This window comes from Micromonospora sp. NPDC005161 (genome assembly GCF_053599855.1).
Map to the genome: position 1 here is coordinate 18,560 of NZ_JBSFYQ010000015.1, position 22,967 is coordinate 41,526.

The following is a 22,967-nucleotide window of genomic DNA, read 5'->3' on the forward strand; positions in this document are numbered from 1 at the left end:
GTCAGCGCCAGCGGTCGGTGGCCGGGGCGCCCCCGGCGCGCGGCACGTCGTCCTGCGGCGGGTAGCCGTACCGCTCGTCGACCCGGCGTCGGCCGGCCCGCTCCGGCGCGGGCTCCGCCTGGTGGCCCCGCTGGCGCGGCGGGCGCCACTCGTCCGGCACCGGCACGCCGCCCACCGGCAGCGCCGGCCGGTCCGTCGGCTCGTCCCGCCAACCGCCGTCGCGGTCGTGCCGGCGCGCCGGCTCGTCCCGCTGGTACGGCTCGCGCTCGTCGTACCGGCGCGGCTCGTCGTAGTGGCGCGCGTCCTCGTGCCGGCGGGACTCCTCGTGCCGGCGGGACTCCTCGTGCCGGCGGGGCTCCTCGTGGCGGCGGGGCTCCTCGTGCCGGACGGAGGCCCAGCGGTCGGCCACCCGGTACTCGGCGCCCGTTGCGTCGGCGTGCACCTCGGCCCGGCGCTCCCCGACCCGCAACTCACGGCCGTTCTCGTCGTCCCGAACGGCGGCCCACCGGTCACCGGCCCGCAGCTGCGACCAGTACTCACCGGTGTCGTCGGCCCGCAGAGCCGGTCCGGGCTGCGCCGCGGCCGTCGCCCGGTCGGGTTCCCGCTGCTCCGACCAGCCGCGGTCGTCGGGGCCCGCCCACGAATCCGGCTGCGACCGGTCCGCGACGGGCTGCGGCCGGGCCCCCCAGCCGGGCTCGTCGGGCTGGGAGTACGCGTCGCGCGGATCGGTCCACTCCGGCTCGTCGCGGCGGGCCGTCCAGCCGGGCTCACCCCGGGTCGCGGGCTGCGCCCCCCGGGAGCGCTCCTCCGCGCCGCCGCCCCGGGGCCACTCCTGCGCCGGCGGGGTCCACTGCCCGGCGTACCCGCCGCCGTACCGCGCACCCGGCTCGGCCGGGCCGCCGTCCACCACGGTGTGCCGGGTGGTGACGTGCACGGTCTCGGTGTGCCGCACCACCCCGACCGGGCGGTGCGCCGACTCGGGGCGGTCGTGCTCACGAGGGCGGGGCACGGAGCCGTACCCGGCGGCGGCCGGCCGTTCCGGGCCGTACCCGGCGGCCGGTCGTTCCGCGCCGTACAGCCCGGCGGCCGGCGGCTCGGCACCGGCGTCGGGGGCCTCCCGGTGGTACGCCGCCTCATCATCGTCCGCGCGCTCGGGGCGACCCCACCGGGCACCGGCGTCCTCCGGGGGCGACACCCGACCCCGGCCCGCCGGGACGCCGCCGGGCACCGACACGCGGCTGCGGGCGACCGGGACATCGTCGACCGGCTCGCCAACCGGCACCCGCGCCCGGCCGGCGCCCGCCGGTTCGGCGGCGGCGGGGGCGCCGCCGGCGAGCGCAGCGCCGCTGGCGTCGAGGCGGCGGCGGACGGCGACGACACCCTCCTGGGCCCGCTGTGCCTGGTCGATCGCCTGGTTACCGCGCTGCGCGGCGGCGACGATCTCGGCGCGCAACTCCCGACGGAGTTCCTCGATCTCATCCAGCAGCTCATCGGCCCGCGCCGAGGCGTCCTCACCGTCGGGCCGCAGCGCGATGGACAGGCCGATCAGCACCACCGCCAGGATGGCGAGCACCGCCGCGAAGCGCAGCGGGCCGTTGCCGTCGGCGACCAGCAGGATCAGCGCCGCCACCGGAGCGAGGCCCACCCCGGCCCAGAAGAGCAGGGTGAGCAGCGGCGGTTGACGCCGGGCATCGGGGGCGACCGGGGCTGGCATGGCTGTGCAGCCTACCGATGATCCCCGCTCAGGGGAACGGACCTGAACACCCCTCGGGGAACTTGACCTGGCCATCCATCGCCGCATCTACATAACCCACTCCGTGACGATGCATGCACGTGGTTCAATCGGCGCAGGGCAATCATGGAGGTGGATATGAGAGCGTCGAGAACGGTGAAGCGCGTGTCCGTGGTGGCGGCAGCCGCCGTGGTGGGGGTCCTGGTGGCCGGCCAGCCGGCCTGGGCGGTGGAGCAGACCCTCAAGATGGGCGACATCAAATTCGCCCACGGGGGTGTCATCAACAGCGGCTACACGCTGTACGCCTGCGACGACCGGGCCAACGGTATCGGCGCGGTGACCGAAGTCCGGCTCAACACCGGTTACACCGACAACGTCCGGGACCCCAACGGCTCCGCCACGGGGTGCGGCCAGAAGAACACCTCCGGTTCGTCGTACGCGCTGCAGTACCGGGTGTGCTCTGGTGAGGCGTGCACCGGCTGGGCGCGGGCGTACTGACCTGACGACGCCCCCGACCCGGTGAGGTCGGGGGCGTCGTCAACGCCTCAGGAGGCGGCTCAGCTGGTGGCGAACGCGCCGTCCGACGAGAAGATCAGGCCCACGCTGATGGTGCCGGTGCGCAGCCCGTTCTTGGTCAGCGGCCCGCCCTGGTCCAGCGAGGAGAACGAGCCCACCGACAGCCCGTACGTGTTCTCCAGGCCCGGCTTGCAGAACGGACGCTGCTGGCACTCCGGCGGACCACCCAGCACGGTCGCGTTGCCCGAGCACTTCGCGGCCAGCTCGGACAGGGTCCGCACGCCGTACTTGTCGGCGAAGGCCTGCGTGACCGCGAAGGCGTTCTGGTCCTGTGCGGCGGCCGGGGCGCCGAAGGTGATGCCCACCTTGTCGCCTTCGGCCTTCAGCGCGGTCACCGTGTTGTTGATGTCGGGCGAGGAGACCGGCTGGGCGTTCTGGCCGTTGGCCTTGGTGTTGAGGAACTCCGCCATGGTCGCCGCGTACTCCGGGACGACCTGCACCTCGCCCTTCTCCAGCGCCGGCTCGTAGAGCTCCCGGTTGCCGATCTGCTGAACCTTGACCTGGTAGCCGGCGGCGGTGAGCGCGATCCGGTACAGCTCGCCCAGGGTCTGGCTCTCGGCGAAGTTGCCGGCTCCCACCACGATCTCGCCACCCGGACCCTTGGCTACACCCGCGGTGACGTTGTTGGCGGAAGCGAACTCCTCGGCCGCCACCTTTGGGGTCTTACGGTCGTCGTTGACGGCCTTGTTGAGCTGGATCAGCTTCGGCGTGTCGAGCACGGCGGAGACCTTGTCCAGCGCGGCGATCAACTGCGGGTTGGCCGCCTTGCTGTTGACCGCCGGAATGACGTTGTCGGAGTTCTGGAGTTTCTTGTCGTCCTGCAGTGCGATGAGCTGCTGCCCGGCGACCGGGGCGCACCCGGCCCCGGAGGCGCCCTGCTTGGGCGCGTCAGTGCCGGACGAACCGGCGTCACCGCACCCGGTCAGAAGCCCTGCCGCGGCGACGGCGCCGACCGCGCCGATCGCCAGACGTGTACGTGCGCGCATGTGCCCGCCTTCCGTGTCCCGGCGCGACCCGTCCCGGGCCGGCCGCGTGTCCGACGGGCGATCCTGACTGTCGGCCGCCCGCGAATGTCCACCCAACATCCTCCGGGACCGACCGACAACCTGAGGTGGAGTTCGTCACCGCATCGTCACCGACAACTCGCTGCCGGTCGCCGGCTCGTCGACCGATCACCCGAACGGGTCGTCCCACGGACAAAACGGGGTCAGGTCAGGTCAGGCGCGGCCGGTGGCGTCGGCGGGGCGGGGTCGTCCCGCGCGTTGCCGGTCGCGCCGTAGCGGACGGGGGGTGACCAGCCGTTCGACACCGCCCAGGACCAGCTCGGCCAGCAACGCGAGCCCGGCCACGAGCACACCGCCGGCCAGGATCTGACCCCCGCCGGCCGCGATACTCAGGCCGAAACCGGTACGGATGATCTCCCCAAGGCCGCCGCCGTTGACGAACGAGGCCAGCGCGGCGGTGGCGATCACCTGCACTGCGGCCGTCCGGAACCCGGCGGCCAGGTAGGGGACCGCGAGCGGCAGCTCCACCCGGCGCAGCACCTGCCCGCCGGACAGGCCCATCCCGCGGGCCGCGTCGAGTGCCTCCACGTCTGCCTGGCGTACGCCGGTGTACGCGTTGGCCAGCAGCGGCGGAACGGCGAAGACGGCCAGCGCCACCACCACCGGCGTACGGCCGAAGCCGAGGAACGTCAACGGCAGGATGGTCAGCAGCGCGAGGGTCGGGATGGCCAGCGTGGCGTTGGACACCAGCACCACCAGGCCACCACCCCGCCCGGTGTGCCCCAGCCAGAGTCCGAGCGGCCAGGCGACCAGGCAGCCGAGCGCCACCGCCGCGGCGGAGATCTCCAGATGCTCACCGAGCCGGTCCAGGATGCCGCCGGGATTGGTCCAGTTCAGCGGGTCGTTGAGCCACATCACCGCCTGGCGCACCGGGCTCGCCGCGACACTCACCGCACGCCCCGGGCGGACCAGGGGGTGACCAGCCGGCCGATGAGGACCAGCAGCAGGTCCAGGAGCACCGCGAGCGCCACGCTGAGCACCGTGCCGGTCATGATCTCGGCCTTGTAGAGGTTGTTCTGAAAACCCGCGAAGATCAGCTGCCCGAGCCCGCCGTGCCCGACCAGCACCCCCACGGTGACCAGCGCGACCGTCGACACGGTGGCCAGCCGCAGCCCGGTCATGATGCCCGGGATCGCCAGCGGCAGGTCGATCCGGAACAGCCGGCCCCACCGGCCGTAGCCCATGCCCTCGGCGGCCTCGCGGACCTCGGGCGGCACCTGGTTGAGCCCCGCCACCACGTTGCGGACGATCAGCAGCAATGCGTACAGGACCAGGCCGACCAGCACGGTGGTGGCGCCGGTGCCCAGGTAGGGCGCGATGAACGCGAACAGAGCCAGCGACGGAATGGTGTAGATCACGCCCGTGACGCCGAGGATGGGCCCGGCCAGCGGGCGGAACCAGTACGCGAGCACGGACAACGGCAGGGCGATCAGCACCGCGATCAGCACCGCGCGCCCGGTGAGGGAGGCGTGTTCACCCACCGCCGCGACGATCGTGTCAGAGTTGTCCCGCACGTACTGCCAGGAGAACCAGGGGTTACCCGGGTCAGCCAGGTAGCTCAGGCGGAAGGACATACGTGGACGTTACCCCGGAGGCTGCCGGCGGGACCGACTCCCCTCGCGCGGCGTCGATCTCCCTTCAGGGCATCCAGAAGCGCTACCCGAACGGCACCGAGGCCGTCCGGGACCTCACCCTGGAGGTCAGGGCCGGCGAGCTGGTGGTGCTGATCGGCCCGTCCGGCTGCGGCAAGTCGACGGTGCTCCGCATGGTCAATCGGCTGATCGAGCCCACCGCCGGGCGGATCCTGCTCGGTGACGAGGACGTCACCGACGTCGACCCGGTGCGGCTGCGCCGCCGGATCGGCTACGTGATCCAGAACGTCGGGCTGTTTCCACACCAGACGGTCCGGGCGAACGTGGCCACCGTGCCCGGGCTGCTCGGCTGGTCCCGTGACCAGACCCGGGTCCGGGTCGACGAGCTGCTCGACCTGGTCGGCTTGGACCCGGCCCAGTTCGGCCGCCGCTACCCGCACGAACTGTCGGGTGGGCAGCGGCAGCGGGTCGGGGTGGCCCGTGCGCTCGCCGCCGACCCCGTGGTGCTCCTGATGGACGAGCCGTTCTCGGCCGTCGACCCGATCGTCCGGGCCCGTCTCCAGGAGGAGTTCCTTCGACTCCAGGCCGAGGTCCGCAAGACGATCCTGCTGGTCACCCACGACCTCGACGAGGCGGTCCGGCTCGGCGACCGGATCGCGGTGCTCTCCCAGGGCGGGCACCTGGAGCAGTACGACACGCCGGCCGCCCTGCTCGGCGCGCCCGCCACCCCGTTCGTGCGCGAGTTCGTCGGGGCCGACCGGGGCATCCGCCGGCTCGCGGTCACCCAGCTCGACCGGGACGCGCTGGAGCCGGTGCCCGGCGACGCCGAGGCGGACCTGCCCACCGTGCCGCTGGACGGCTCCGCGTACGACGCGCTGGCGGTGCTGCTCACGTCCGGACGGGACCGGCTCGTGGTGACCGACGGCGGCCGACCCGTGGGCGCGCTCAGCCGGCAGCGCCTGCTCGACCTCGGTCGCGTGACGGGCTGACCCGCCCGGCTCGACCGGTCGGGTCAGGCCCGGCCGCCGAGGCTGGCGGCGCCGATGATCCAACCGCAGAGGAAGCCGTAGCCGGCGCCGCTGCTGGCGCCCTGCAACGCGCCGAGCAGCGACGGGTCCGGGCCGAACGGCGCCGCCAGCACGGCGGCGAGCCCACCGGCCAGCACGTACGCGGCCCAGCCGGAGAAGAACTGGCTCACCGGGCCCGGCACCCGGGCCACCTGGGCGGCGGGCAGCAGGTAGAGCAGAGCCACCGCGAGGACCACCAGCAGGACGGCCCGCAGGTCGGCGGCGAACAACCCGCCGGGCTGCCCGTCCGCGTCCAGCCGCCAGGCGGGCCAGGCGAGCAGACGCAGGTAGTAAGCGCCGGCCGACGCCGGGTCGGTCTGCGTGCCGACCCATCCGGTGTACGCCGGGCTGCCGCAGATCCCGACCAGCAGCAGCACGGCGAGCGCGCCGGTACCGGCGGCCGTCCCGTACCGGCTGGCCGGGCCGGTGCGGGTGAACCGCGCGATGATCCGCCCAGACCCCGAGCCGACCGACCGGGTGGACCTGGGCCGCCCCGGCCGGCTCAGTGCTTCAACAGGTAGTCGATGAAGGCGGCCCGCAGCAGCGGTGCCGACTCCTCGTAACCGTGGCCGGTCAGCTCCCGCCACAGAGCATTCGCCTCGTCGATGGTCGGGCCGATCGAATTCGGCGCGCCGTCCAGCACCGTCGCCTCGTCTGCGTTCGGCAGGTGCCGCAGCACCGACCAGTAGAAACCCACGTCACGGTGCTCCCGGGCCCGGGCGAACGCCCGCTCCCGCAGCTCCTCGGTAGACAGCGCGTCGAGCTCCTCGAACGAGGATCCGCCGGGGGTGGCGGCAGGTGTGTCGGTCATGCCGCCGAGCCTAACGGTCGAGATCAGCTCCGGCTCAGCGGACGCGACACGGCTCACCGCTCGCCGTCGTCCCACCGGCGCGGGCTGTCCTCCCAGCGCGGATCCCGCCACGGGTCGACCGGTTGCGGCGCGGCCGGCGTCGGCAGGGTGGGAGGCCAGGTGTCGACCGGCTGCGACCGCGGCATCGTCCAGCCCGTGCTGATCGTGCCGTCGCCGACCGGCTCGGGCGTGTCGGTGCTGCCCGTCCGGGGCCGCCCGAACGTCTCGACCAGGCGGGTGACCAGCAGTCCGACGCCGAGCGCGACGCCGCCGACCGTCCAGTGGTCGAACGTCCAGCCGCGCGCCAGCGCGTACGCCTGAAAGACCGTGACCAGGCCCACCGCCAGCAGAGTGCCGAACAGGCCACCCCGACGGCCGTACGCGCTGGTGCCGCCGAGCAGGGCCACCCCGATCGCCAGCACGGTCCAGTCCAGCCCGGGATCGGGTGTGACCGGCCCGGGGCCGTTGGCGGCGAGCAGCACGCCGGCGAGGGCGGCAAGCACGGTGGAGCCGACCAGCGCGAACGCGGTGACCACGGCAGCCATCACTCCCCGGCGACGGGCCGGATCGGTGACCGGCCGGTACCGGCCGACCAGCCGGCGAATCGCCCGGATGGCGCCGAACAGCCCGCCGAGAACCGCCACCGCGGCGAAACCGGCGAAGAGGTAGCCGGCGCTCCGCCCGGGGTCGTAGTCGCCCTGCACCAGCACGGGCGCCGACCGGCGTTCGATGTACACCACCACCCCGGCGGCGCCGGCGAGACTGGCCGCCCAGCCCGGCACGTGCAGCACCACCACCGCCAGCGCCAGAGCCAGCCCGGCCAGCGCGGCGACCCCGACCGCCGGACCGACCGACGCCACCAGACCCTGGTCACCCTGCTCCGCGTAGTGCAGCGCGGCGGCGACCGCGACCGGCCCGACGGCCAGGTTCGGAGCGGCGGTACGCAGGCTCAGCCCGGCCGCGAGGGTGAGCAGCCCGAGCCCGACCAGGCCGACCAGCAGGGTGCGCAGGCTGTCGCCACGCAGCACGTCCGAGTCGGCCCGCCAGAGCAGCCAGCCCAGAGTGGCGACACCGGCCAGCAGCAGGACCTCCCACCCCAGGTGCACGCCGACCCGGTCCCGACCGGGCTCACCTTGGCTGGGGTCGTCGAAGACGTTCTCCAGAACGGCGGCGGGCACCCCGGACGAGGGCTCTACCGACCCTTCCCGGCCCGCTTCTTCGTACCCCATGACGCCGCCTCCCCAGTGGCCGGCCGTCCCCGGTCCGGTACACGCGGACGGACCGGGGCGGCCGTTGCTCTCCGATCGCAGGCACCGTACCCGCGCCCGGAGCCGGGCGTAACCCCCTGGTCAGCGCTGGCCGGGGCGGCTCTCCCGCTGGTCGGGCTCACGCTCGTCGTCCGGGCGCTCCGGCACCCGGCAGGAACGCTCAAGCCAGAGCGCGGCGCCCACCAGCGCCAGCGAGGCGAGCAGACCACCCCCGGCGGCCGGCCGATCCTCCGTGGCGGCCCGCGTGGTCTCGACGAAGAGCCAGCCGGTCAGCCCGGCGTAGAAGCCGGCGAAAATGGCCGCGGCCAGCGCCGACGCCTTGGCCAGCACCACGAACCGGGCGACCATCAGCGGGTTGACCGGATCACGGCCGGGCTTACGTTCGATGCGGCCCCGGGTGTTGACGGCGGCGTACGCCTCGAGCACCGCGAGCGCGGCCAGCGTCACCACCGGCAGCCAGGGCAGCCGGGGAATGCCGCTGTAGTAGAGGGTGCTGATCAGCAGCCAGGCCACCGCCGCCGCGGCCAGGGCGGCCACGACCAGGCTGGAGATCCGGGTGGGGCCCATCCGCGACCGGTCCGGGCCCGGCCCGCCCGGTGGTGGGGACTTCGCCTGCGTCATGCCGGCCGGCTCCGCTCGGTCATGCCGTCGACTCTAACGCCAGTTCCGGTCGGGGGCGCAGATCCAGCGCGTCGTCGGCGACCGGACCAGCGGTGAGCAGGTCGGTCAGCCAGCCGTGACCGGGCAGCTGCCCGTACGGCTGGATGTCGATCCACGGTCGCAGCACGAAGGCGCGCAGGTGCGCCCGGGGGTGCGGCAGGGTCAGCTCGGGGTCGTCACTGAGCACCGGCTCGTCGTCGTCGCCCCAGACCGCGATCACGTCCACGTCGAGGGTGCGCGGCCCGAACCGCCGCTGCGGGTCACGGACCCGGCCGGCCGCGCGCTCCGCGGCCCGCGCCCGCTCCAGCCAGTCGCGTGGGGTCGCGGCGTCGTCCTGGGCCAGCAGCGCCGCGTTGAGGTACGCGGGCTGATCGGCGTCACCCCACGGTGGAGTCTCGTACACGCCGGAGAGCACCAGCACGCTGTCCCCGAGCGTGGCGACGGCCGTACGCAGGTGGCCCAGCCGGTCGCCCAGGTTGCTGCCGAGCGAGAGCACGGCCCGGGTCACCGGGCACGCGCCCGGCTCATGGTGACGGCCACGTCGGTGAAGGTGTGCGGCACCGGCGCCTCCGGCTTGTGCACGGTGACGGTGGCGCTGGCGACCCGCTCGTCGGCCAGGCAGACCGCGAGCAGCCGGTCGGCGAGGGTCTCGATCAGGTTGACCGGCTCGCCGGTCACCACCGCGACCAGGCGTTCGGCCAGCTCGCCGTAGTGGACGGTGAAGTTGACATCGTCGGTGGCGGCGGCCGGGGCGAGGTCCATCTCCAGTACGGCGTCGACGACGAAATCCTGTCCCTGGACCCGTTCGAAGTCGTACACCCCGTGCCGGCCCCGGGCCCGCAGGCCGGTCAGCTCGATCCGGTCGGTCATCGCTTTCCCTCTCGCTCGTGACCGGCATGGGCGGGGGCCACACGCGGCCTGCCGGTGGCGACCCAGACGGCGAGCGCGTCGGCGGTGGCCTGGACGTCGTGCACGCGTACCCCCCAGGCACCCGTCGCGACCGCGAGCACGCTGGTGGCGACGGTGGCCGCCTCCCGCTGCGCGGTGGGTCGCGGCGTCCCGTCCGGGGCGGCGAGCAACCGGCCGAGGTAGGACTTGCGGCTGGCGCCGAAGAGCAGCGGGTATCCGAGGTCGAGCAGCTCCGGCAGGCGGGCGCTGAGCTCCCAGTTGTGCGCCGCCGTCTTGGCGAAGCCGAGGCCGGGGTCGACGACGATGCGGTCGGCGGCCACTCCGGCTGCCAGCGCCGCGTCGATCCGCTGGGCCAGCTCGGCCCGGACGTCCGCCACCACGTCGGTGTAGCTGGCCAGCTCACGCATCTCCCGTGAGTGGCCACGCCAGTGCATCAGCACCCAGGGACAGCCGGCGTCGCGGACCACCCGGGCCATGTCCGGGTCGGCCAGCCCGCCGGAGACGTCGTTGACGACGACCGCGCCAGCGCCCAGGGCCGCCTCGGCCACCCGGGCGCGGCTGGTGTCGATGCTGACCGGCACCCCGGCGGCGGTCAGCTCGCGGATGACCGGCAGCACCCGCTCGGCCTCGGTCACCGCGTCGATCCTTTCGGCACCCGGGCGGGTCGACTCACCGCCGACGTCGACCAGGTGCGCCCCCGCAGCACGCAGACGGACGCCGTGTCCGACGGCCGCGCCCAGGTCGGCGTACCGTCCGCCGTCGGAGAAGGAGTCCGGCGTGACGTTGAGGACGCCCATCACCACCGGGCCCGGGGCCCGCACCAGATCGGTCACGACTAGACGGTACCGGTCGTGGAGGTCGGCCCGGCCGACCCGGGTCCACCCCCGAGTCACCATCCCTGACGTGCGCATTGGAACAGGTGTACGATCGGTCGTCCGGGCAGTAACGGGCAGTCCCTTCGCGGCTTGTCGCAATCCGGGGCGGCCCGTACGCTTTGGAATTGGCCAGCATCGAGATGGCGAAGCCTGGAGGGAGGCCCGAAGCGGGGAAAAACCGCCCAAAGCTCGCCACTCTCTGTGGTGAGTAACGAACGCAGGGTCGAGAACGCTGCGCCCTGTGAGCACATTTCCCGCCAGGCTTGCCTACTGCACCGCCGCGGCACCGCCGGCCGCGATATGGGGAGGTTCCAGTGATCGCCTTCGAGCTCATGGAGACGGCGTCGTCCGGCGTCGCCCACGCGCTCTCCACCCTGGCGTCCGCTCCGCTCGCCGAGCCGGCACCGAAGGGGATCGACACCAACAGTGTGGTCACCTTCTTCGCCAGCAAGATCGCGCCGATCCTGCTCGCCGTGCTGGGCGTCATCTTCATCGGGCGGGCCAGCCGGGGCGAGATCTCCAAGGTGCTGACCAGCTCCGCGATCGCGATCGTCGGGCTGGCGTTCATCGCCGGCGCGGCCACACTCTTCTTCGTCGGCGATTACCTGATCGACCTGATCTTCGAATAGGCGCGTTCCCAGATGCGGCTGCGCACCGACGACGACATCTACCGGGCCCGCCTGGTCTACCTCGGGCCGCCCGGCTACACCCTTCCGGTCCACCTGCCGTACGCCCAGTACGGGCTCTTCATGCTGCTCGTCCCCCTCTACATGTTCATCCACTGGCTGTTCACGCTGACGGTCGAGCTCTTCCCGGCCTGGGAGATCGCGCTCGCCATCGTGACCACGTCGTTCATCTTCCGGCACGTCGACCCGGACCGGCCGGCGCGGGTGGTCATCCGCACCGCGCTGACCGACTGGCGACGCACCCGGGAGCCGGCGATCGAGCAGCGCGACCCGCGCCTGGTCGGCAGCCGGATCAGGATCCGGGAGGAGCTGGCATGACCGGGCGTACGCCGATCGGTCCGTCGCACGACGCGGGTAAGAGGCTGTCGGTAGACCTCGGGGCGAGCGAGGCGGAGTCCAGGCGGCGATCCGGCAAGGCGGGGATTGGTCCGGATACCGGTGTTGTATCCGGACCAATCCCCAACGCCGCCGGTCGTCGGCTGGGCACGCCGCAGCCGCTGCGGGGTCTCCCGAAAGTCTCTAAGGCGGTCGCATGAGTCGCTCTTCCACGCCGGGTTCCCCGGCCGGCCGTCCGGCCGCGCCGGCAGGTCACGGTGCGCAGTCATTCGACTACACCGAATCCGAGGACGAGGTGGCGCTCGATCCCGCGCTGGTGACGTCGCCCGGCCACGGTGCGGTCGGGGTCTTCCAGGCCCCCCGTCCAGTGCCCCGCCGGACGCCGCCCGCCGAGCCGAGCGCGGTGTCGGCCGGCGAGAACGCCGACATCGACTCCCCGTTCCTGGATCTCTTCGGCGCGTCCCGGCCGGGCGCGACGCATGCCGCCCCGGCGCCCCGGGAACAGCCGGCGATCCCGCAGCAGCAGCCGCCCGCCGCCGAGCCGTCCCGACCGGCCCACCGGGTGCCGGACCGGGCACCCGACCTGGAACCGCCCTGGGCCCCCGACGACGCGCCCACCAGCAGCGGGCGGCCGGTCGAGCCGCGCCGCCGCGGCGGCAGTCCCGCGGGCGAGTCCCGGGTGCCACACCAGGCCGGCGACCGGCTTCCGATGCTCCGGCCATCGGACGAGGCCGACGCGACCGCCGGGGGTGCGCCCACGTCGTCGACCACCGACGCGACGACCCGACCGCACAGCGCCGCGCCGGTCGGCCGCCCGACGGCACCGCCGGCCGGGCCGTCCAGCGCCGCCCCGACGGACCGGCCGGCCCTGGAACGCGCGCCACGCCGCGGCGCGGCGCGACCGGGACCGGGCGGCGCGGAGCCGACCGGGCGGGAAATAGCCGCGCCCCGGCAAAAGGCCGTGAGCCGACTGGACCGGCCGACCCGGCCGGTCCGCGTCCGCGCCCCGAAGATCAAATTTGGGGACCGGGACCCGTCAGTCGAACTGGCCATCACCGAGATCGCCGGCCACCTGACCTTCACCCCGAACACGGTCACCGCCTGGTACTGGCTGCCCGAGGTGCGCTGGGCCTTCCGGCCCGACGCCGAACGCGAGGCGTTGCTCTCGGCGATCTCCGAGCAGTACGCCGGCCTGGCCGGCTTCCGGCTGCACCTGCGCCGCACCACCCGGCCGTTCCCCGCCGACGAGTGGGCCCGCACCATCGACGCGCACACCCCGGCGCCGCTGCCCGACGTGCCCGGCACCACCGGCTGGGCCGACCACCTGGTCGCCGCCCAGCGGCACCTGATGGCGGTCAACCACGCCGAGGGGCAGACCTACCTGGGGGTCACCTTCGCCCGCCGGTCGCTCGGTGACTCGCTCACCGAGCGGTTGCTGCGCACCTTCGGGCGGGGCACCGCCGAGGGGGAACGCCGCAAGCTGGGCCGCACCGTGGAGCAGTTCGACGAGGTGCTCGGCGCGTTCGGCATGCGCGGTCGGCGGGTCACCGCCCAGGAGCTGGAATGGTTGCTCTACCGCTCGGTGGCGCTGTGCATGGCGCCTCCGGACACGCTCTCCCCGGTGACCAACGGTCGCTGGGAGCGGGGTGACCTGCTCGCCCTGACCGAGCAGGTCGAGCGCTACCGCACCCCGTACGGCTCGACCGTGAAGCTGGTCAACCGCATGACCGGCGAGGAACGGCACGTCGCCGTGCTCGCCGTCGGCCGGATGGAGCCGCTGGAGATCCCGGAACGGCACGAGCCGTGGCTGCACTTCCACGAGCGCCTGCCCTGGCCGATGGAGATCTCCACCCGGGTCGACATCCTCGGCTCCGGCGACTCGTTCCGCAATCTCGAACACCGGCTGCGGATGATCCGCTCGCAGCAGCTCGACTACGCCGAACACGGCATCGACGCGCCGCCCGAGTTGGAGCGGCTGGCCAAGCGCGCGCTGGTGATCGGCGACGAGATGACCACCGGGCTGCCGGTCGACTCGGCCCGCGCTCACGGCTGGCACCGGATCGCGGTCGGCGGCCGGACCCGGGAGGAGTGCCTGGAACGGGCCCGCCGGCTCATCCAGCTCTACTCCCGGGAGCTGCGCATCTCGCTCCAGCACCCGAAGAACCAGGACTGGCTGGCCCGCGAGTTCATCCCCGGCGAGCCGATCGCCAACACCGGCTACGTCCGTCGGATGCCGGTCCCGCTGCTCGCCGCCGCGCTCCCCCAGGCCGCCTCCAACGTGGGCGACCGGCGGGGCGACCTGATCGGCCGGACCGCCGGCACGTGCCGCCGCCCGGTCTTCCTCGACCTGCACTTCCCCATGGAGGTCCGGGAACGCTCCGGGCTCGCGGTCTTCGTGGCGGAGCCGGGCGGTGGCAAGTCGACCCTGCTCGGCGCGCTGGGCTACCTGGCCGCACGGCGAGGGGTCCAGGTGACCCTGCTCGACCCGTCCGGGCCGCTGGCCCGGCTCTGCGCCATGCCGGAGCTGCGGCCGTACTCCCGGGTGCTGAACCTGACCGGCTCCGAGCAAGGCACCCTGGCGCCCTACTCGCTGATCCCGACGCCGCTGCGCAGTGAGTTCGGCGTTGGCGCCTCCGGCGACCGTGAGTTCGAGATCGCGGTCTCCAACGCCCGGGCCGAGCGCCGGATGCTGGTCCAGGACATCTGCATGATGCTGGTGCCGCCGCAGGTGGCCCGCGAGGCGTCCACCGCCACCCTGTTCCGGCACGCGGTCCGTCAGGTTCCCGCCGAGGAGACCTCCACCCTGGACGACGTGGTGAGCTGCCTCGGGCAACTCGACGACGATGCCGGGAAGGAACTGGCCAACCTCCTGCTCGACACCGCCGAGATGCCACTGGCCATGCTCTTCTTCGGCCGACCGCCGGAGGGGCTGCTCGGCGCCGACGCGGCTCTCACGGTGATCACCATGGCCGGGCTGCGGCTGCCCGACCTCAAGATCGAACGGGAGTACTGGTCCGCCGAGGAGGCACTCGCCCTGCCGATGCTGCACACCGCGCACCGGCTCGCCGTCCGCCGCTGCTACGGCGGATCCATGTCGTCGCGCAAGCTCGTCGGCCTGGACGAGGCGCACTTCATGGAGGGCTGGCGGTCCGGGCGGTCGTTCCTCGTCCGGCTCGCCCGGGACTCCCGCAAGTGGAACCTTGCCGCACTCGTCGCCTCTCAGAACCCGCGCGACATCCTCGGCCTCGACGTGCAGAACCTCGTCTCCACCGTCTTCGTCGGCCGGATCGCCGAAGACGCCGAGATCGCCTCCGAAGCGCTGCGACTGCTCCGGGTGCCTGTCAACGACGGGTACGAGGCCACCCTGGCGTCGCTCTCCGCCGCCGACACCAGCTCGGCCAACCGCCTCGGCTTCCGCGAGTTCGTGATGCGCGACGTCGACGGGCGGGTGCAGAAGGTTCGCGTCGACGTCTCGTACGTCGAAGGGCTGCTGGACCACCTCGACACGACGCCCGCCGCGATCGCCGCAGCGGCCGGAGTACTCCCGAGCATCCCCCTGCCGGATCTGGAGGCGTGACATGGCTAGGGGCCGCGTCGAGGTCCTCGGTCGAGCCGAGGCGGAGCCCAGACGACGTCCGGCAAGGCGGAGGTTCGGCCGGACACCGGCGTTGCATCCGGACGGACCTCCAACGCAGCCGGTCGTCGCTTGGCCCCGCCGCAGGCCGACCAGGGACCTTGACCGGGGCCCCAGGACCCGGGCACGGATCGCTGCGTTCCTGCTCGCCCTCGGTGTACTGGCCGGGGCCTCCCTCACCTGGCCGCTGATCGGCGCGGAGGCAGCCACCGCCGCCCCGCCCGCCTCCCAGGCACGCGCCGACCTCTGCACGACACCGGAGTGGCAGGCCGACTTCCGGGCCTGCGTGGCGAAACTCAAGGAGGTCAGCGAGGACGAGGTCACCTGCCGAAACGCACCGACCCCCGGCACCCCCGACTCCGGCCTCGCCGGCTGGTTCGCCGCAGCGCCACCGGCAGAGGCGGCGAACGGAGTCGCCGGCCGCTACAGCCTCTACGGCTACGCGGGATACAGCTACACCACCTACGACATCGGCGGTGGCTGTGCGTCGAGCGTGCTGCATCCCGACTACAAGTTCACCACCACGATTGCCAATGGTGAATTCATGGCCGCAACGGCAATCATCGGCGCATCAAACGCGCTCAGGGAGCGCGCCTGGAATCCAGGATCGATGTGGGGCTGGGCTGATCCGCTCGTAGATAAGGCGACTAAGGCCGTCTACGAGAAGGTGTTCAGCGTCTTCGGCATCGTCACGCTCTGCGTGGTGGGGCTTTATTTGCTCTGGCGGTCCCGCCAAGCGGACATGAGCAACGCCATGACCACGGCGGGCTGGGCGCTGCTGGTGATGGTCGCGGTCACCGCGCTTGCCGCCTGGCCGGTTAAGTCGGCGAACGTCGCCGACGGCGCACTTGTCACCGGCCTCGGGGTGGTACACGACGCTGTGGGCCCGCAAGCGAAGGAGCCGGCGCCCGGACGATGCATCGACCCCACTCGCTGCAAGGACCTTCGCACGCCTGCCGTACGGGCCAGCGACACCGCTACCGAGACGATGCTGTACCGAAACTGGCTCCGTGGTGTGTTGGGTTCTGCGGATAGTGAGACCGCACGTAAGTACGGCCCCGCCCTTTATGACGCACGGTCCCTAACCTGGGGCGAGGCTCGGTCCATGCGCGCTAATCCGGACACTCGGAAGGCGACGATCAAGGCCAAGCAGCAGCAGTGGGCGCGAGTGGCCCAACAAATACAGGACGAGGACCCGGAGGCGTACGAGTACCTCCAGGGTGTCCGCGACATGGACCGGGTGGGTGCCGGCTTCATCGCGGTGCTGGCGTCGGTGCTGTTCGCCATGTTCGATCTGACCGCGTCGCTGCTGGTCCTGCTGGGCTTCCTCATCTTCCGGTGGGCAGTGATCGCGGCGCCGATCCTGGGCACCGTCGGTCTGCTCCGACCAGCCAGCGCTGGGCTGCGGCGGCTCGCGAACGCCGTGGTGGCCGCGGTCTTCAATATCGCCATCTTCGGTACCGGGGCAGCGATCTACCTGTTCGCGGTTGACCTGATCATGAGCACACCAACCCTGCCCGGCTGGCTCCAGGTGGTACTGGTCTGGCTCTGCGGGGTGGTCGGTTGGCTGCTGCTGCGGCCCTACCGGCGGATCACCCAGCTCGGCGGCAAGGACAGCAGCGAGGCGGTCAGTTCGGCCGGGTCCTGGCACCGCCGGTTCTTCCGGGACATGCGGACCGCGGCGCGGCTGGACGTGGCAGAGCCGGGCGGCACGGCGGAGCCGGTGGGCGGCCGCCGTCGCTCACCCGTGGCGGAGCAGACCACGCTGCGCCCGGAAGCGCGGCGGGAAGACCCGGTCCTGGCGCCGACCGCCCAGGTCGACGGCCGGCGTCCCGGCGCCGAGCGCCCGGATGGTCAGGAACGCGCGGACGACGTGCCGAAGGAGGCGACCGGCGGCCGGGGCCGACCGGTGGCGCCCCAACCCCGTCGCCGGCAGCCGGCGACCTGGACCGAGCCGGACGTGCCAGCGGAGAATCCGTCGTTCGTGGTCTACCGACCGGGCTCCGCAGAGCGTGCGCCGGACCGCACCGGACCACGGGTGCGCTCAGAGGCGCGGTGATGGCGATGCGACGCGCAATGGAGTTCCTGTTCACGCGGGCTCTGCGGTCCCGGCTGGGGGTGGCGCTGATGATCGCGGTGCTCGTCTTCGGGGTGCTCGGGGCGGCCCGGCTGGTCTCCGATCCGGCCGACCCGGCGGACGGGTTGAGCAGCCGGCCGGACCGGCCGATCACCACCGTGGACCCGACAGCCGGCGACGATGGCGCGATCTCCACCGAAGCTCCACCGTCACCGGTGACCCGACCGGGCGACCGCACGCCCGAACAGACCGCCGACCGGTTCACCACGGCCTGGCTCGGCCGCCCCGGCATGACTGCCGAACAGTGGCAGGCCGGCCTGCGCCCGCTGTCCACAGCGGCGCTGACCGAGAAGCTGGTCGGCGTCGATCCCGGCGGGGTCCCGGCCGAGGTGGTGACCGGCCCACCGGCGGTGCGGTCGCGCACAGAGACGTTCGTCGAGGTGGTGCTGCCCCTCGACACCGGCCGGCTCCGGCTGGAGTTGCTCGCCGCAGATGGCGGCTGGCTGGTCGACGTGGTGGATTGGGAGCGGCAATGAACGCCGGCAGCCGCGCCCTCCGTCGACCGGTGCGGGTCGGTGTGATCGCCACAATGCTCACCGGCGTGCTGCTCCTGCTCTGCTGCACCGGGGGGACCGCGGCGTTCTTCCTCAGTGGGCTCGGCGGCGACGCGGAGAACGGGGACGCCCTCGCCGGCTGGGGCTGCGGCCCAATTCGTCCGGTGGACATCGCCGGCGAGCTGCCGCGGTTCACCGAGTACGGCGATGCGCAGATCCGCAACGCCGCCATAATCATCAAGGTCGGCCAGGACCTGGGGGTGCCGTCACGGGGCTGGGTGATCGCCCTGGCTACCGCGATGCAGGAATCCGCACTGCGCAACCTGGCGAACAGTGGCGTTCCCGCGTCACTGGCACTACCGCATGAGGGCGTCGGCGCCGACCATGACTCGCTGGGACTGTTCCAGCAGCGGCCGGGGTGGGGCAGCGTCACCGAGCGGATGACCCCCGCGTACACGGCCCGCAAGTTCTACGAGAAGCTGGTCGAGGTGCGGAGCTGGCAGCGCCGGCCGCTGACGGTGGTGGCGCAGCAGGTCCAGATCAGCGCCTACCCGGACGCCTACGCCAAGCACGAGGAGCCGGCCAGCCGGATCGTCGACGCGCTGGCCGGCGGCGCGGCGCGCACGATCGAGATCAACGGCAAGGCGGTGTGCAACGCGGCCGAGCGCGGCCAGATCGCCGCCTCCGGCTGGACCGCTCCGATCCCGGGCGAGGTCGGCTCCGGCTTCCGCACCAGCAGCCGACCCAGCCACAACGGGGTCGACATCGGGGCGGCCAAGGGCACCGAGATCCGCGCCGCCGCCGCCGGCCGGGTCCTGGTCGCCCGATGCGACCCGGACGACCGTGGCCGAAAGGACTGCGACGTGGACGGGCACCCTGGCAAGGGCGGCTGCGGCTGGTTCGTCGACCTGCTGCACGCCGGGGGATACATCACCCGTTACTGCCACATGGTGGTCCGCCCCCGGGTGTCGCCCGATCAGATCGTGCCGGCCGGTGAGGTGATCGGGCAGGTCGGCAGCAGCGGCAACTCGTCCGGCCCGCACCTGCACTTCGAGGTGCACCTGCGCAACGACCGCACCAGCCGCGGCGCCATCGATCCGATACCGTTCATGCGCGAGCGGGGCGCCCCGCTGCGTAGCGCGGAGTGAGGCCACCACGGGCATGACCGGACCCCTGCCGGACCCGTTCGCCGACCAGCCCGACTGGGCGCCCCGGCCACCCCGACCACTGGCGATCGTGCCGGCCACCGAGCGCGTGGAGCTGCGCGGGCGACGGGTGCTGGTCGGGCTGCCGGGGCTGGGCTGGCGGGGCGACCTGCGGGCGGACGACCGGGTGGTACAGGGCGCCCGGACCTATGTGCCAGTGATCCCCGAGCACGAGTGGTACCGGGCCGAAGCCGACCAGGTCGAGGTGTTCGCGCCGCTGGTGCCGGTCGATCGGGTCTGGGTGGAGACGGTCGGCGACCGGCCCGAGCCGGCCGACACCCGGGCCAGCGGGATCCGCCTGGTCTCACTGGACGGCCCGGCCCATCGGCCCCCCACGCCGGTCTTCGAGGCGGATGCCGTCACCGGGCGCCGCGTGGTGCACATCGAAGGCGGCCTGGAGCACCGGGACCTGCGGGCGGTGACCGAAACCTACTCGGGTGCCGAGGGAGACATCTGCGTCCGGATCACGCCCGAGGTGGAGTGGTACCGCTGGGCCTGGCGAGGCCAGTCCCCCACAACTCTGGAGGTTCCCGTCCATCTGCTGTGGATCGAATGACAACCTAGCTGACTCTGGCACCGGCGCACACGCGCCATCCCTCTCTGTCCTGCACGTCAAAGCGCCACGTATCCGCCAGGCTTTGCTGAACACCATCGATCGATGCGCTACGACGGATAACAGCAGTAACCGACGCATCAGTAGGACCGACCTTCGAGACAGCAACGTTCTCGATGTTGATCGAGAACGAGACGTTCAACTCCTGCTCTCGCCGGACCATCTGCGCGCCGAACTCTTCCAGGGAGGGAACCGCTCCGTCGCAGGTGAAAAGCTTCGCTCGGTTGGGATCGCGGGACACGAGTGCCGCTTGAAGATAGTTGACCACCACAACGTCGGGCGCGCTGCGGTCCGGGGTGGAGGCGCGGTCGTACAGCACATACGCGGTGACCGCAGCGCCCAGGAAGAGCAGGGCGAGCACCCCGGCGACCACGGTGAGCACGGTGCGTACCCGGCGGCGTGGCGGCTGCGGCGCTGGCGGGGCCGGGGCGGGCGGCAGCTGCTCGGACGGCGTCCGCTGGGCCGGTACGCGGGAGACCTGGGAACCGGCGGGGGGCTGCACTGATTCCACCCCCTGAAGCTAACGGCTGGACGCCCCGGAGCCAATGCCTCAGATCCAGCGGATCGTGACGGACCCCTCCCCACCGGTGACATCCACGACAACACCGGCGCACCGCCGCGACACCTCCCGGAGGAGGGGCCCCGGCTGGGATACCGTCTCTGCTCAGGGAGGGGTTGCCAACCTCGGGCAGAGGGGGTGGACGCGGTGGCCGGTCCGAAGGCAGGCACGAACCGCGCCGCAGCTCTGCACCGGCGTGCTGCGGCTGTCGCGACCGCCGCGGCCGGCATCCTGGACGAGACCCGACCGGCCCCCGCCGATCAGCGCCGCCAGTACGAGGTGGCCGACCGGCTGCGGGCGGTGGCCGCGCGGCTGGCTCCGGGATGGTCGGGGGCCGCCCTGGACTCGCTGACCGTGGATTCGCCGGCCGGCGACGGCCCGCCGTCCTTTGTGCGGGTGGGCACCGCGGCACCGCTGGACGACGCCCGTTTTCCCGCGCTGGTGCCGCTGGTCGGCACCGGGCATCTGAGCGTGGACACCGACGCCCGGGAACCGCGGGTGGCGGGGTTGCTTCGGGCTGTGCTGCTGCGGTCGTTGGCGGCGGCACCGGCGGGTGCCCTGCTGGTGCGCGCGGTGGACGCCACGGGGGGTGTGCTCACCCCGTTCGGGGCGCTGGCGGATGCCGGCCTGTTGCCGCCGCCGGCGGTGGATGTGGCGGGTCTGCGCGCGGTGTTGACCGAGGCGGAGCAGTGGGTCGCGCCGGGGGCGAGTGGGCGACGCCGGCATGACCGGACGCTGCTGCTGGTGGTGGCCGCGCTGCCGGAGCTGACCGGCCCGACCGACCTGGCACGGGTCGAGGCGTTGGCTGAGCAGGGGCCAGCGGCCGGGCTGCACCTGGTGGTGGCCGGTTGGCCGCCCGCCGGCCCGTACGCGGCTCGGGGGCCGCTGCCGCGCGCCACACCGCTGGTGCTGCGCAACGCGTACGCGCTGCTCGGTGACCCGCCGGGGGCGTCCTTCGCCGGCCCGGGCGCCGATTCGCCGGGCGGGATGAACTCGCCGGTCTTCGTCGAGGCGGACCCGCCGGCCGACCTGGTCGACGCGGTCTGTCGGCGGCTCGCCGCGCAGGTGGAGGCGGGTTCCCGGTTGGCGCTGGCGGATCTGCTGCCGGCGACGGGTGAGGGGCTGTGGCAGTTGGATTCGGTGGACGGGTTGACCACCACGGTTGGTGACGCCGGGGGCCGCCCGGTGCCGCTGGGCTTCACCGAGCTGACCCCGCACTGGCTGGTCAGTGGCCGGTCCGGTGCGGGTCGCGCGGCGTTCCTGACTACGGCGCTGCTCGGGCTCGCCGCCCGGTACGGCCCGGACGACCTGGCGCTCTACCTGGTGGATCTGGGCGACGGCGAGTCCTTCGTGGAGTTCCTCCAGACCGAGCGGGACCGGTCCTGGATCCCGCAGGTGCGGGCGGCGGCGATGGCCGCGGATCGGGAGTACGTCCGGGACCTGCTGGATCAGTTGACGGTCGAGGTGCAGCGCCGGGCCGAGGCCGGCGGGCGCGCCGGTGGGCAGCGCTTCGCGGAGTTGCGCCAGCACCGGCCGCTGCCCCGGATCGTGTGCGTGCTGGACAATCTGCCGCTGATCTTCGCCGAGCGGGACCGGCTGGCCGCCGAGGTTGCCGCCCAGCTGGATGGGCTGGCCCGCGCCGGCCGGGCGTACGGCGTACACCTGGTGCTGGCCGGCGCGGGTGAGCTGGGGCTCAGCGGCCGGGCGGACACCGGGCACCGGGATTCGGTGCTCGGCCAGTTCCCGGTGCGGGTGGCGCTGCCGGGGGGCAGCCCGGTGCTGGAACCGACCAACGACTCGGCCGCCGGCCTGCCGGTGGGCAGCGCGGTGGTGAACACCGCGGGCGGGCTCGGCGGCCCCCGGGGCGCGATCCGCGGTCATGAACGGTTGATCCGCCACCCCGATCCGCAGGACCACCCGGGGGTGGTGGATCGGCTGCGGCACGAGCTGTGGACGGCACGGCCGGCCGGGTCGGTGCCGCCGGTGGTGTTCGCCGGGTACGCCCGTCCGTCGCTGGGCAACGATCCGCGACACCGTGCGGCGTTGGCCGGCCAGGCGCACGGGCCGGCGGCTCTGCTCGGCCGGGCGGTGGACGTGGCCCGCTCGACGGTCGCCGTACCGCTGGGACCGGCGGCGGGGCGCAACCTGGCGGTGCTGGGATCCGGCCCGGCGGCGGGTGGGCTGCTGGCGACGGCGGCGCGGAGCACGGCGGACCACCATTCGCCGGGCACCGCCCGGTTCCTGGTGGCGGCTCCCGACCCGGGTTCCCGGCCGCTGGCGGAGGCGTTGACGGCGGAGCTGGCCGTCCGCCACTCGGCGGCCATGGTGGACCTGCCGACGCTGCTCGCGGACGCGGACGGGGAGCTGCCGACCTACCTGGTCCTCTTCGGTCTGGACCGGCCGGGGCCCCGCGAGCTGCCGGTGGACCGGCTGCGCGCGCTGCTGCGGGACGGGCCGCCGTCGGGTCGGCACCTGCTGGGCTGGTGGCGGGCGGTGCCACCGTTCGCCGCGTTGCTGGAGCCGGAGGGCGAGGTGGACAAGCTCGCGGCCGTGGCCGTGCTGGATGTGCCGGCGGCCCAGCTCGCCGCGGTCTTCGGCCGGCCGGTGGAGTGGCGGGCCCGTCCCGACCGGGCGGTGCTCTGGGACGGGCCGGACGAGCGGGGCACGGTCCTGGTGCCGTTCGCCGACGAGGCCAGGTGATCCGGCGGTG

The 22,967-nt window shown here is 73.3% G+C and carries 22 protein-coding genes; 10 read left to right on the forward strand and 12 right to left on the reverse strand.

Annotation, left to right across the window (positions count from 1 at the left end):
* Nucleotide 1 precedes the first annotated feature (1 nt).
* The gene (locus ACWD5O_RS16570; protein ID WP_450085839.1) at nt 2-1,714 is read right to left on the reverse strand and encodes a hypothetical protein; all 1,713 of its coding nucleotides are present in this window, start codon (nt 1,712-1,714) and stop codon (nt 2-4) included.
* Nucleotides 1,715-1,870: 156 nt separating this feature from the next.
* Between ACWD5O_RS16570 and ACWD5O_RS16575 the strand changes: the two genes are divergently transcribed.
* Nucleotides 1,871-2,230 (forward strand): hypothetical protein, encoded by a 360-nt coding sequence (locus tag ACWD5O_RS16575; protein ID WP_450085840.1) that lies wholly within the window; start codon nt 1,871-1,873, stop codon nt 2,228-2,230.
* Between the two features lie 59 nt (nt 2,231-2,289).
* Here the strand turns inward: ACWD5O_RS16575 and ACWD5O_RS16580 are convergent, their stop codons facing one another.
* The 3 genes from ACWD5O_RS16580 to ACWD5O_RS16590 all read right to left on the reverse strand — a co-directional run bounded on the left by ACWD5O_RS16580 (nt 2,290) and on the right by ACWD5O_RS16590 (nt 4,946).
* Nucleotides 2,290-3,294 (reverse strand): glycine betaine ABC transporter substrate-binding protein, encoded by a 1,005-nt coding sequence (locus tag ACWD5O_RS16580; protein ID WP_450085841.1) that lies wholly within the window; start codon nt 3,292-3,294, stop codon nt 2,290-2,292.
* Nucleotides 3,295-3,525: 231 nt separating this feature from the next.
* Nucleotides 3,526-4,227: an ABC transporter permease gene (locus ACWD5O_RS16585; RefSeq protein WP_450085888.1), complete on the reverse strand. Its 702-nt coding sequence runs from the start codon at nt 4,225-4,227 to the stop codon at nt 3,526-3,528.
* A 32-nt stretch (nt 4,228-4,259) separates the two neighbouring features.
* Nucleotides 4,260-4,946 (reverse strand): ABC transporter permease, encoded by a 687-nt coding sequence (locus ACWD5O_RS16590; RefSeq protein ID WP_354963435.1) that lies wholly within the window; start codon nt 4,944-4,946, stop codon nt 4,260-4,262.
* 2 nt (nt 4,947-4,948) lie between these two features.
* On the opposite strand from ACWD5O_RS16590, the gene ACWD5O_RS16595 reads away from it, so the two are divergent.
* A complete protein-coding gene (locus tag ACWD5O_RS16595; protein WP_387324226.1) occupies nt 4,949-5,953 on the forward strand; it encodes an ABC transporter ATP-binding protein in 1,005 nt (334 codons plus the stop codon).
* Nucleotides 5,954-5,976: 23 nt separating this feature from the next.
* On the opposite strand, the gene ACWD5O_RS16600 is transcribed toward ACWD5O_RS16595, so the two are convergent.
* The 7 genes from ACWD5O_RS16600 to folP form a co-directional block, all read right to left on the reverse strand.
* Nucleotides 5,977-6,408, reverse strand: a complete 432-nt coding sequence (locus ACWD5O_RS16600; protein ID WP_450085842.1) for a hypothetical protein — start codon at nt 6,406-6,408, stop codon at nt 5,977-5,979.
* Nucleotides 6,409-6,533: 125 nt separating this feature from the next.
* The gene (locus ACWD5O_RS16605; protein ID WP_089021851.1) at nt 6,534-6,842 is read right to left on the reverse strand and encodes a hypothetical protein; all 309 of its coding nucleotides are present in this window, start codon (nt 6,840-6,842) and stop codon (nt 6,534-6,536) included.
* A gap of 53 nt (nt 6,843-6,895) precedes the next feature.
* Entirely contained in the window at nt 6,896-8,110 is a 1,215-nt protein-coding gene (locus ACWD5O_RS16610; protein WP_450085843.1) for an ABC transporter permease, read from the reverse strand.
* 120 nt (nt 8,111-8,230) lie between these two features.
* Complete coding sequence (locus tag ACWD5O_RS16615) at nt 8,231-8,770, reverse strand: DUF3180 domain-containing protein (protein ID WP_387324218.1); 540 nt, start codon at nt 8,768-8,770, stop codon at nt 8,231-8,233.
* 19 nt (nt 8,771-8,789) lie between these two features.
* Nucleotides 8,790-9,317 carry a 2-amino-4-hydroxy-6-hydroxymethyldihydropteridine diphosphokinase gene (gene folK, locus ACWD5O_RS16620; RefSeq protein WP_450085844.1) on the reverse strand — a complete coding sequence of 176 codons (528 nt, stop codon included), beginning with the start codon at nt 9,315-9,317 and terminating at the stop codon, nt 8,790-8,792.
* Complete coding sequence (folB, locus tag ACWD5O_RS16625; RefSeq protein WP_450085845.1) at nt 9,314-9,679, reverse strand: dihydroneopterin aldolase; 366 nt, start codon at nt 9,677-9,679, stop codon at nt 9,314-9,316. Before folB ends, folK begins: the two co-directional genes overlap by 4 nt.
* On the reverse strand, nt 9,676-10,551 hold the full coding sequence (folP, locus tag ACWD5O_RS16630; protein WP_450085846.1) for a dihydropteroate synthase: 876 nt from the start codon (nt 10,549-10,551) through the stop codon (nt 9,676-9,678). Before folP ends, folB begins: the two co-directional genes overlap by 4 nt.
* 356 nt (nt 10,552-10,907) lie before the next feature.
* Between folP and ACWD5O_RS16635 the strand changes: the two genes are divergently transcribed.
* The 7 genes from ACWD5O_RS16635 to ACWD5O_RS16665 all read left to right on the forward strand — a co-directional run bounded on the left by ACWD5O_RS16635 (nt 10,908) and on the right by ACWD5O_RS16665 (nt 19,641).
* Nucleotides 10,908-11,222 carry a hypothetical protein gene (locus ACWD5O_RS16635; RefSeq protein ID WP_030327982.1) on the forward strand — a complete coding sequence of 105 codons (315 nt, stop codon included), beginning with the start codon at nt 10,908-10,910 and terminating at the stop codon, nt 11,220-11,222.
* Nucleotides 11,223-11,234: 12 nt separating this feature from the next.
* Complete coding sequence (locus ACWD5O_RS16640; RefSeq protein WP_007466101.1) at nt 11,235-11,597, forward strand: hypothetical protein; 363 nt, start codon at nt 11,235-11,237, stop codon at nt 11,595-11,597.
* A 214-nt stretch (nt 11,598-11,811) separates the two neighbouring features.
* Complete coding sequence (locus tag ACWD5O_RS16645) at nt 11,812-15,192, forward strand: ATP-binding protein (RefSeq protein ID WP_450085847.1); 3,381 nt, start codon at nt 11,812-11,814, stop codon at nt 15,190-15,192.
* A 187-nt stretch (nt 15,193-15,379) separates the two neighbouring features.
* A complete protein-coding gene (locus ACWD5O_RS16650) occupies nt 15,380-17,308 on the forward strand; it encodes an MFS transporter (RefSeq protein WP_450085889.1) in 1,929 nt (642 codons plus the stop codon).
* Nucleotides 17,305-17,862, forward strand: a complete 558-nt coding sequence (locus ACWD5O_RS16655; protein WP_450085848.1) for a hypothetical protein — start codon at nt 17,305-17,307, stop codon at nt 17,860-17,862. Before ACWD5O_RS16650 ends, ACWD5O_RS16655 begins: the two co-directional genes overlap by 4 nt.
* Entirely contained in the window at nt 17,859-19,028 is a 1,170-nt protein-coding gene (locus ACWD5O_RS16660) for a M23 family metallopeptidase (protein WP_450085849.1), read from the forward strand. The genes ACWD5O_RS16655 and ACWD5O_RS16660 overlap by 4 nt, the downstream gene beginning before the upstream one ends.
* 13 nt (nt 19,029-19,041) lie before the next feature.
* Nucleotides 19,042-19,641: a hypothetical protein gene (locus ACWD5O_RS16665; RefSeq protein WP_354963424.1), complete on the forward strand. Its 600-nt coding sequence runs from the start codon at nt 19,042-19,044 to the stop codon at nt 19,639-19,641.
* 4 nt (nt 19,642-19,645) lie between these two features.
* Here ACWD5O_RS16665 and ACWD5O_RS16670 read toward each other — a convergent pair whose 3' ends face one another.
* On the reverse strand, nt 19,646-20,200 hold the full coding sequence (locus tag ACWD5O_RS16670; RefSeq protein ID WP_450085890.1) for a hypothetical protein: 555 nt from the start codon (nt 20,198-20,200) through the stop codon (nt 19,646-19,648).
* A gap of 195 nt (nt 20,201-20,395) precedes the next feature.
* Between ACWD5O_RS16670 and ACWD5O_RS16675 the strand changes: the two genes are divergently transcribed.
* Nucleotides 20,396-22,957: an FtsK/SpoIIIE domain-containing protein gene (locus ACWD5O_RS16675; RefSeq protein ID WP_450085850.1), complete on the forward strand. Its 2,562-nt coding sequence runs from the start codon at nt 20,396-20,398 to the stop codon at nt 22,955-22,957.
* The last annotated feature ends 10 nt before the right edge of the window (nt 22,958-22,967 follow it).

Excerpts from the sequence above, each read along its gene's own strand:
- ACWD5O_RS16575 (WP_450085840.1), top strand. The coding sequence starts at position 1,871 with ATGAGAGCGTCGAGAACGGTGAAGCGCGTGTCCGTGGTGGCGGCAGCC.
- ACWD5O_RS16605 (WP_089021851.1), bottom strand. The coding sequence starts at position 6,842 with ATGACCGACACACCTGCCGCCACCCCCGGCGGATCCTCGTTCGAGGAG.
- ACWD5O_RS16590 (WP_354963435.1), bottom strand. The coding sequence starts at position 4,946 with ATGTCCTTCCGCCTGAGCTACCTGGCTGACCCGGGTAACCCCTGGTTC.
- ACWD5O_RS16585 (WP_450085888.1), bottom strand. The coding sequence starts at position 4,227 with ATGTGGCTCAACGACCCGCTGAACTGGACCAATCCCGGCGGCATCCTG.
- ACWD5O_RS16640 (WP_007466101.1), top strand. The coding sequence starts at position 11,235 with ATGCGGCTGCGCACCGACGACGACATCTACCGGGCCCGCCTGGTCTAC.
- folB (WP_450085845.1), bottom strand. The coding sequence starts at position 9,679 with ATGACCGACCGGATCGAGCTGACCGGCCTGCGGGCCCGGGGCCGGCAC.
- ACWD5O_RS16580 (WP_450085841.1), bottom strand. The coding sequence starts at position 3,294 with ATGCGCGCACGTACACGTCTGGCGATCGGCGCGGTCGGCGCCGTCGCC.
- ACWD5O_RS16615 (WP_387324218.1), bottom strand. The coding sequence starts at position 8,770 with ATGACGCAGGCGAAGTCCCCACCACCGGGCGGGCCGGGCCCGGACCGG.
- ACWD5O_RS16645 (WP_450085847.1), top strand. The coding sequence starts at position 11,812 with ATGAGTCGCTCTTCCACGCCGGGTTCCCCGGCCGGCCGTCCGGCCGCG.
- ACWD5O_RS16610 (WP_450085843.1), bottom strand. The coding sequence starts at position 8,110 with ATGGGGTACGAAGAAGCGGGCCGGGAAGGGTCGGTAGAGCCCTCGTCC.
- ACWD5O_RS16660 (WP_450085849.1), top strand. The coding sequence starts at position 17,859 with ATGAACGCCGGCAGCCGCGCCCTCCGTCGACCGGTGCGGGTCGGTGTG.
- ACWD5O_RS16665 (WP_354963424.1), top strand. The coding sequence starts at position 19,042 with ATGACCGGACCCCTGCCGGACCCGTTCGCCGACCAGCCCGACTGGGCG.
- ACWD5O_RS16570 (WP_450085839.1), bottom strand. The coding sequence starts at position 1,714 with ATGCCAGCCCCGGTCGCCCCCGATGCCCGGCGTCAACCGCCGCTGCTC.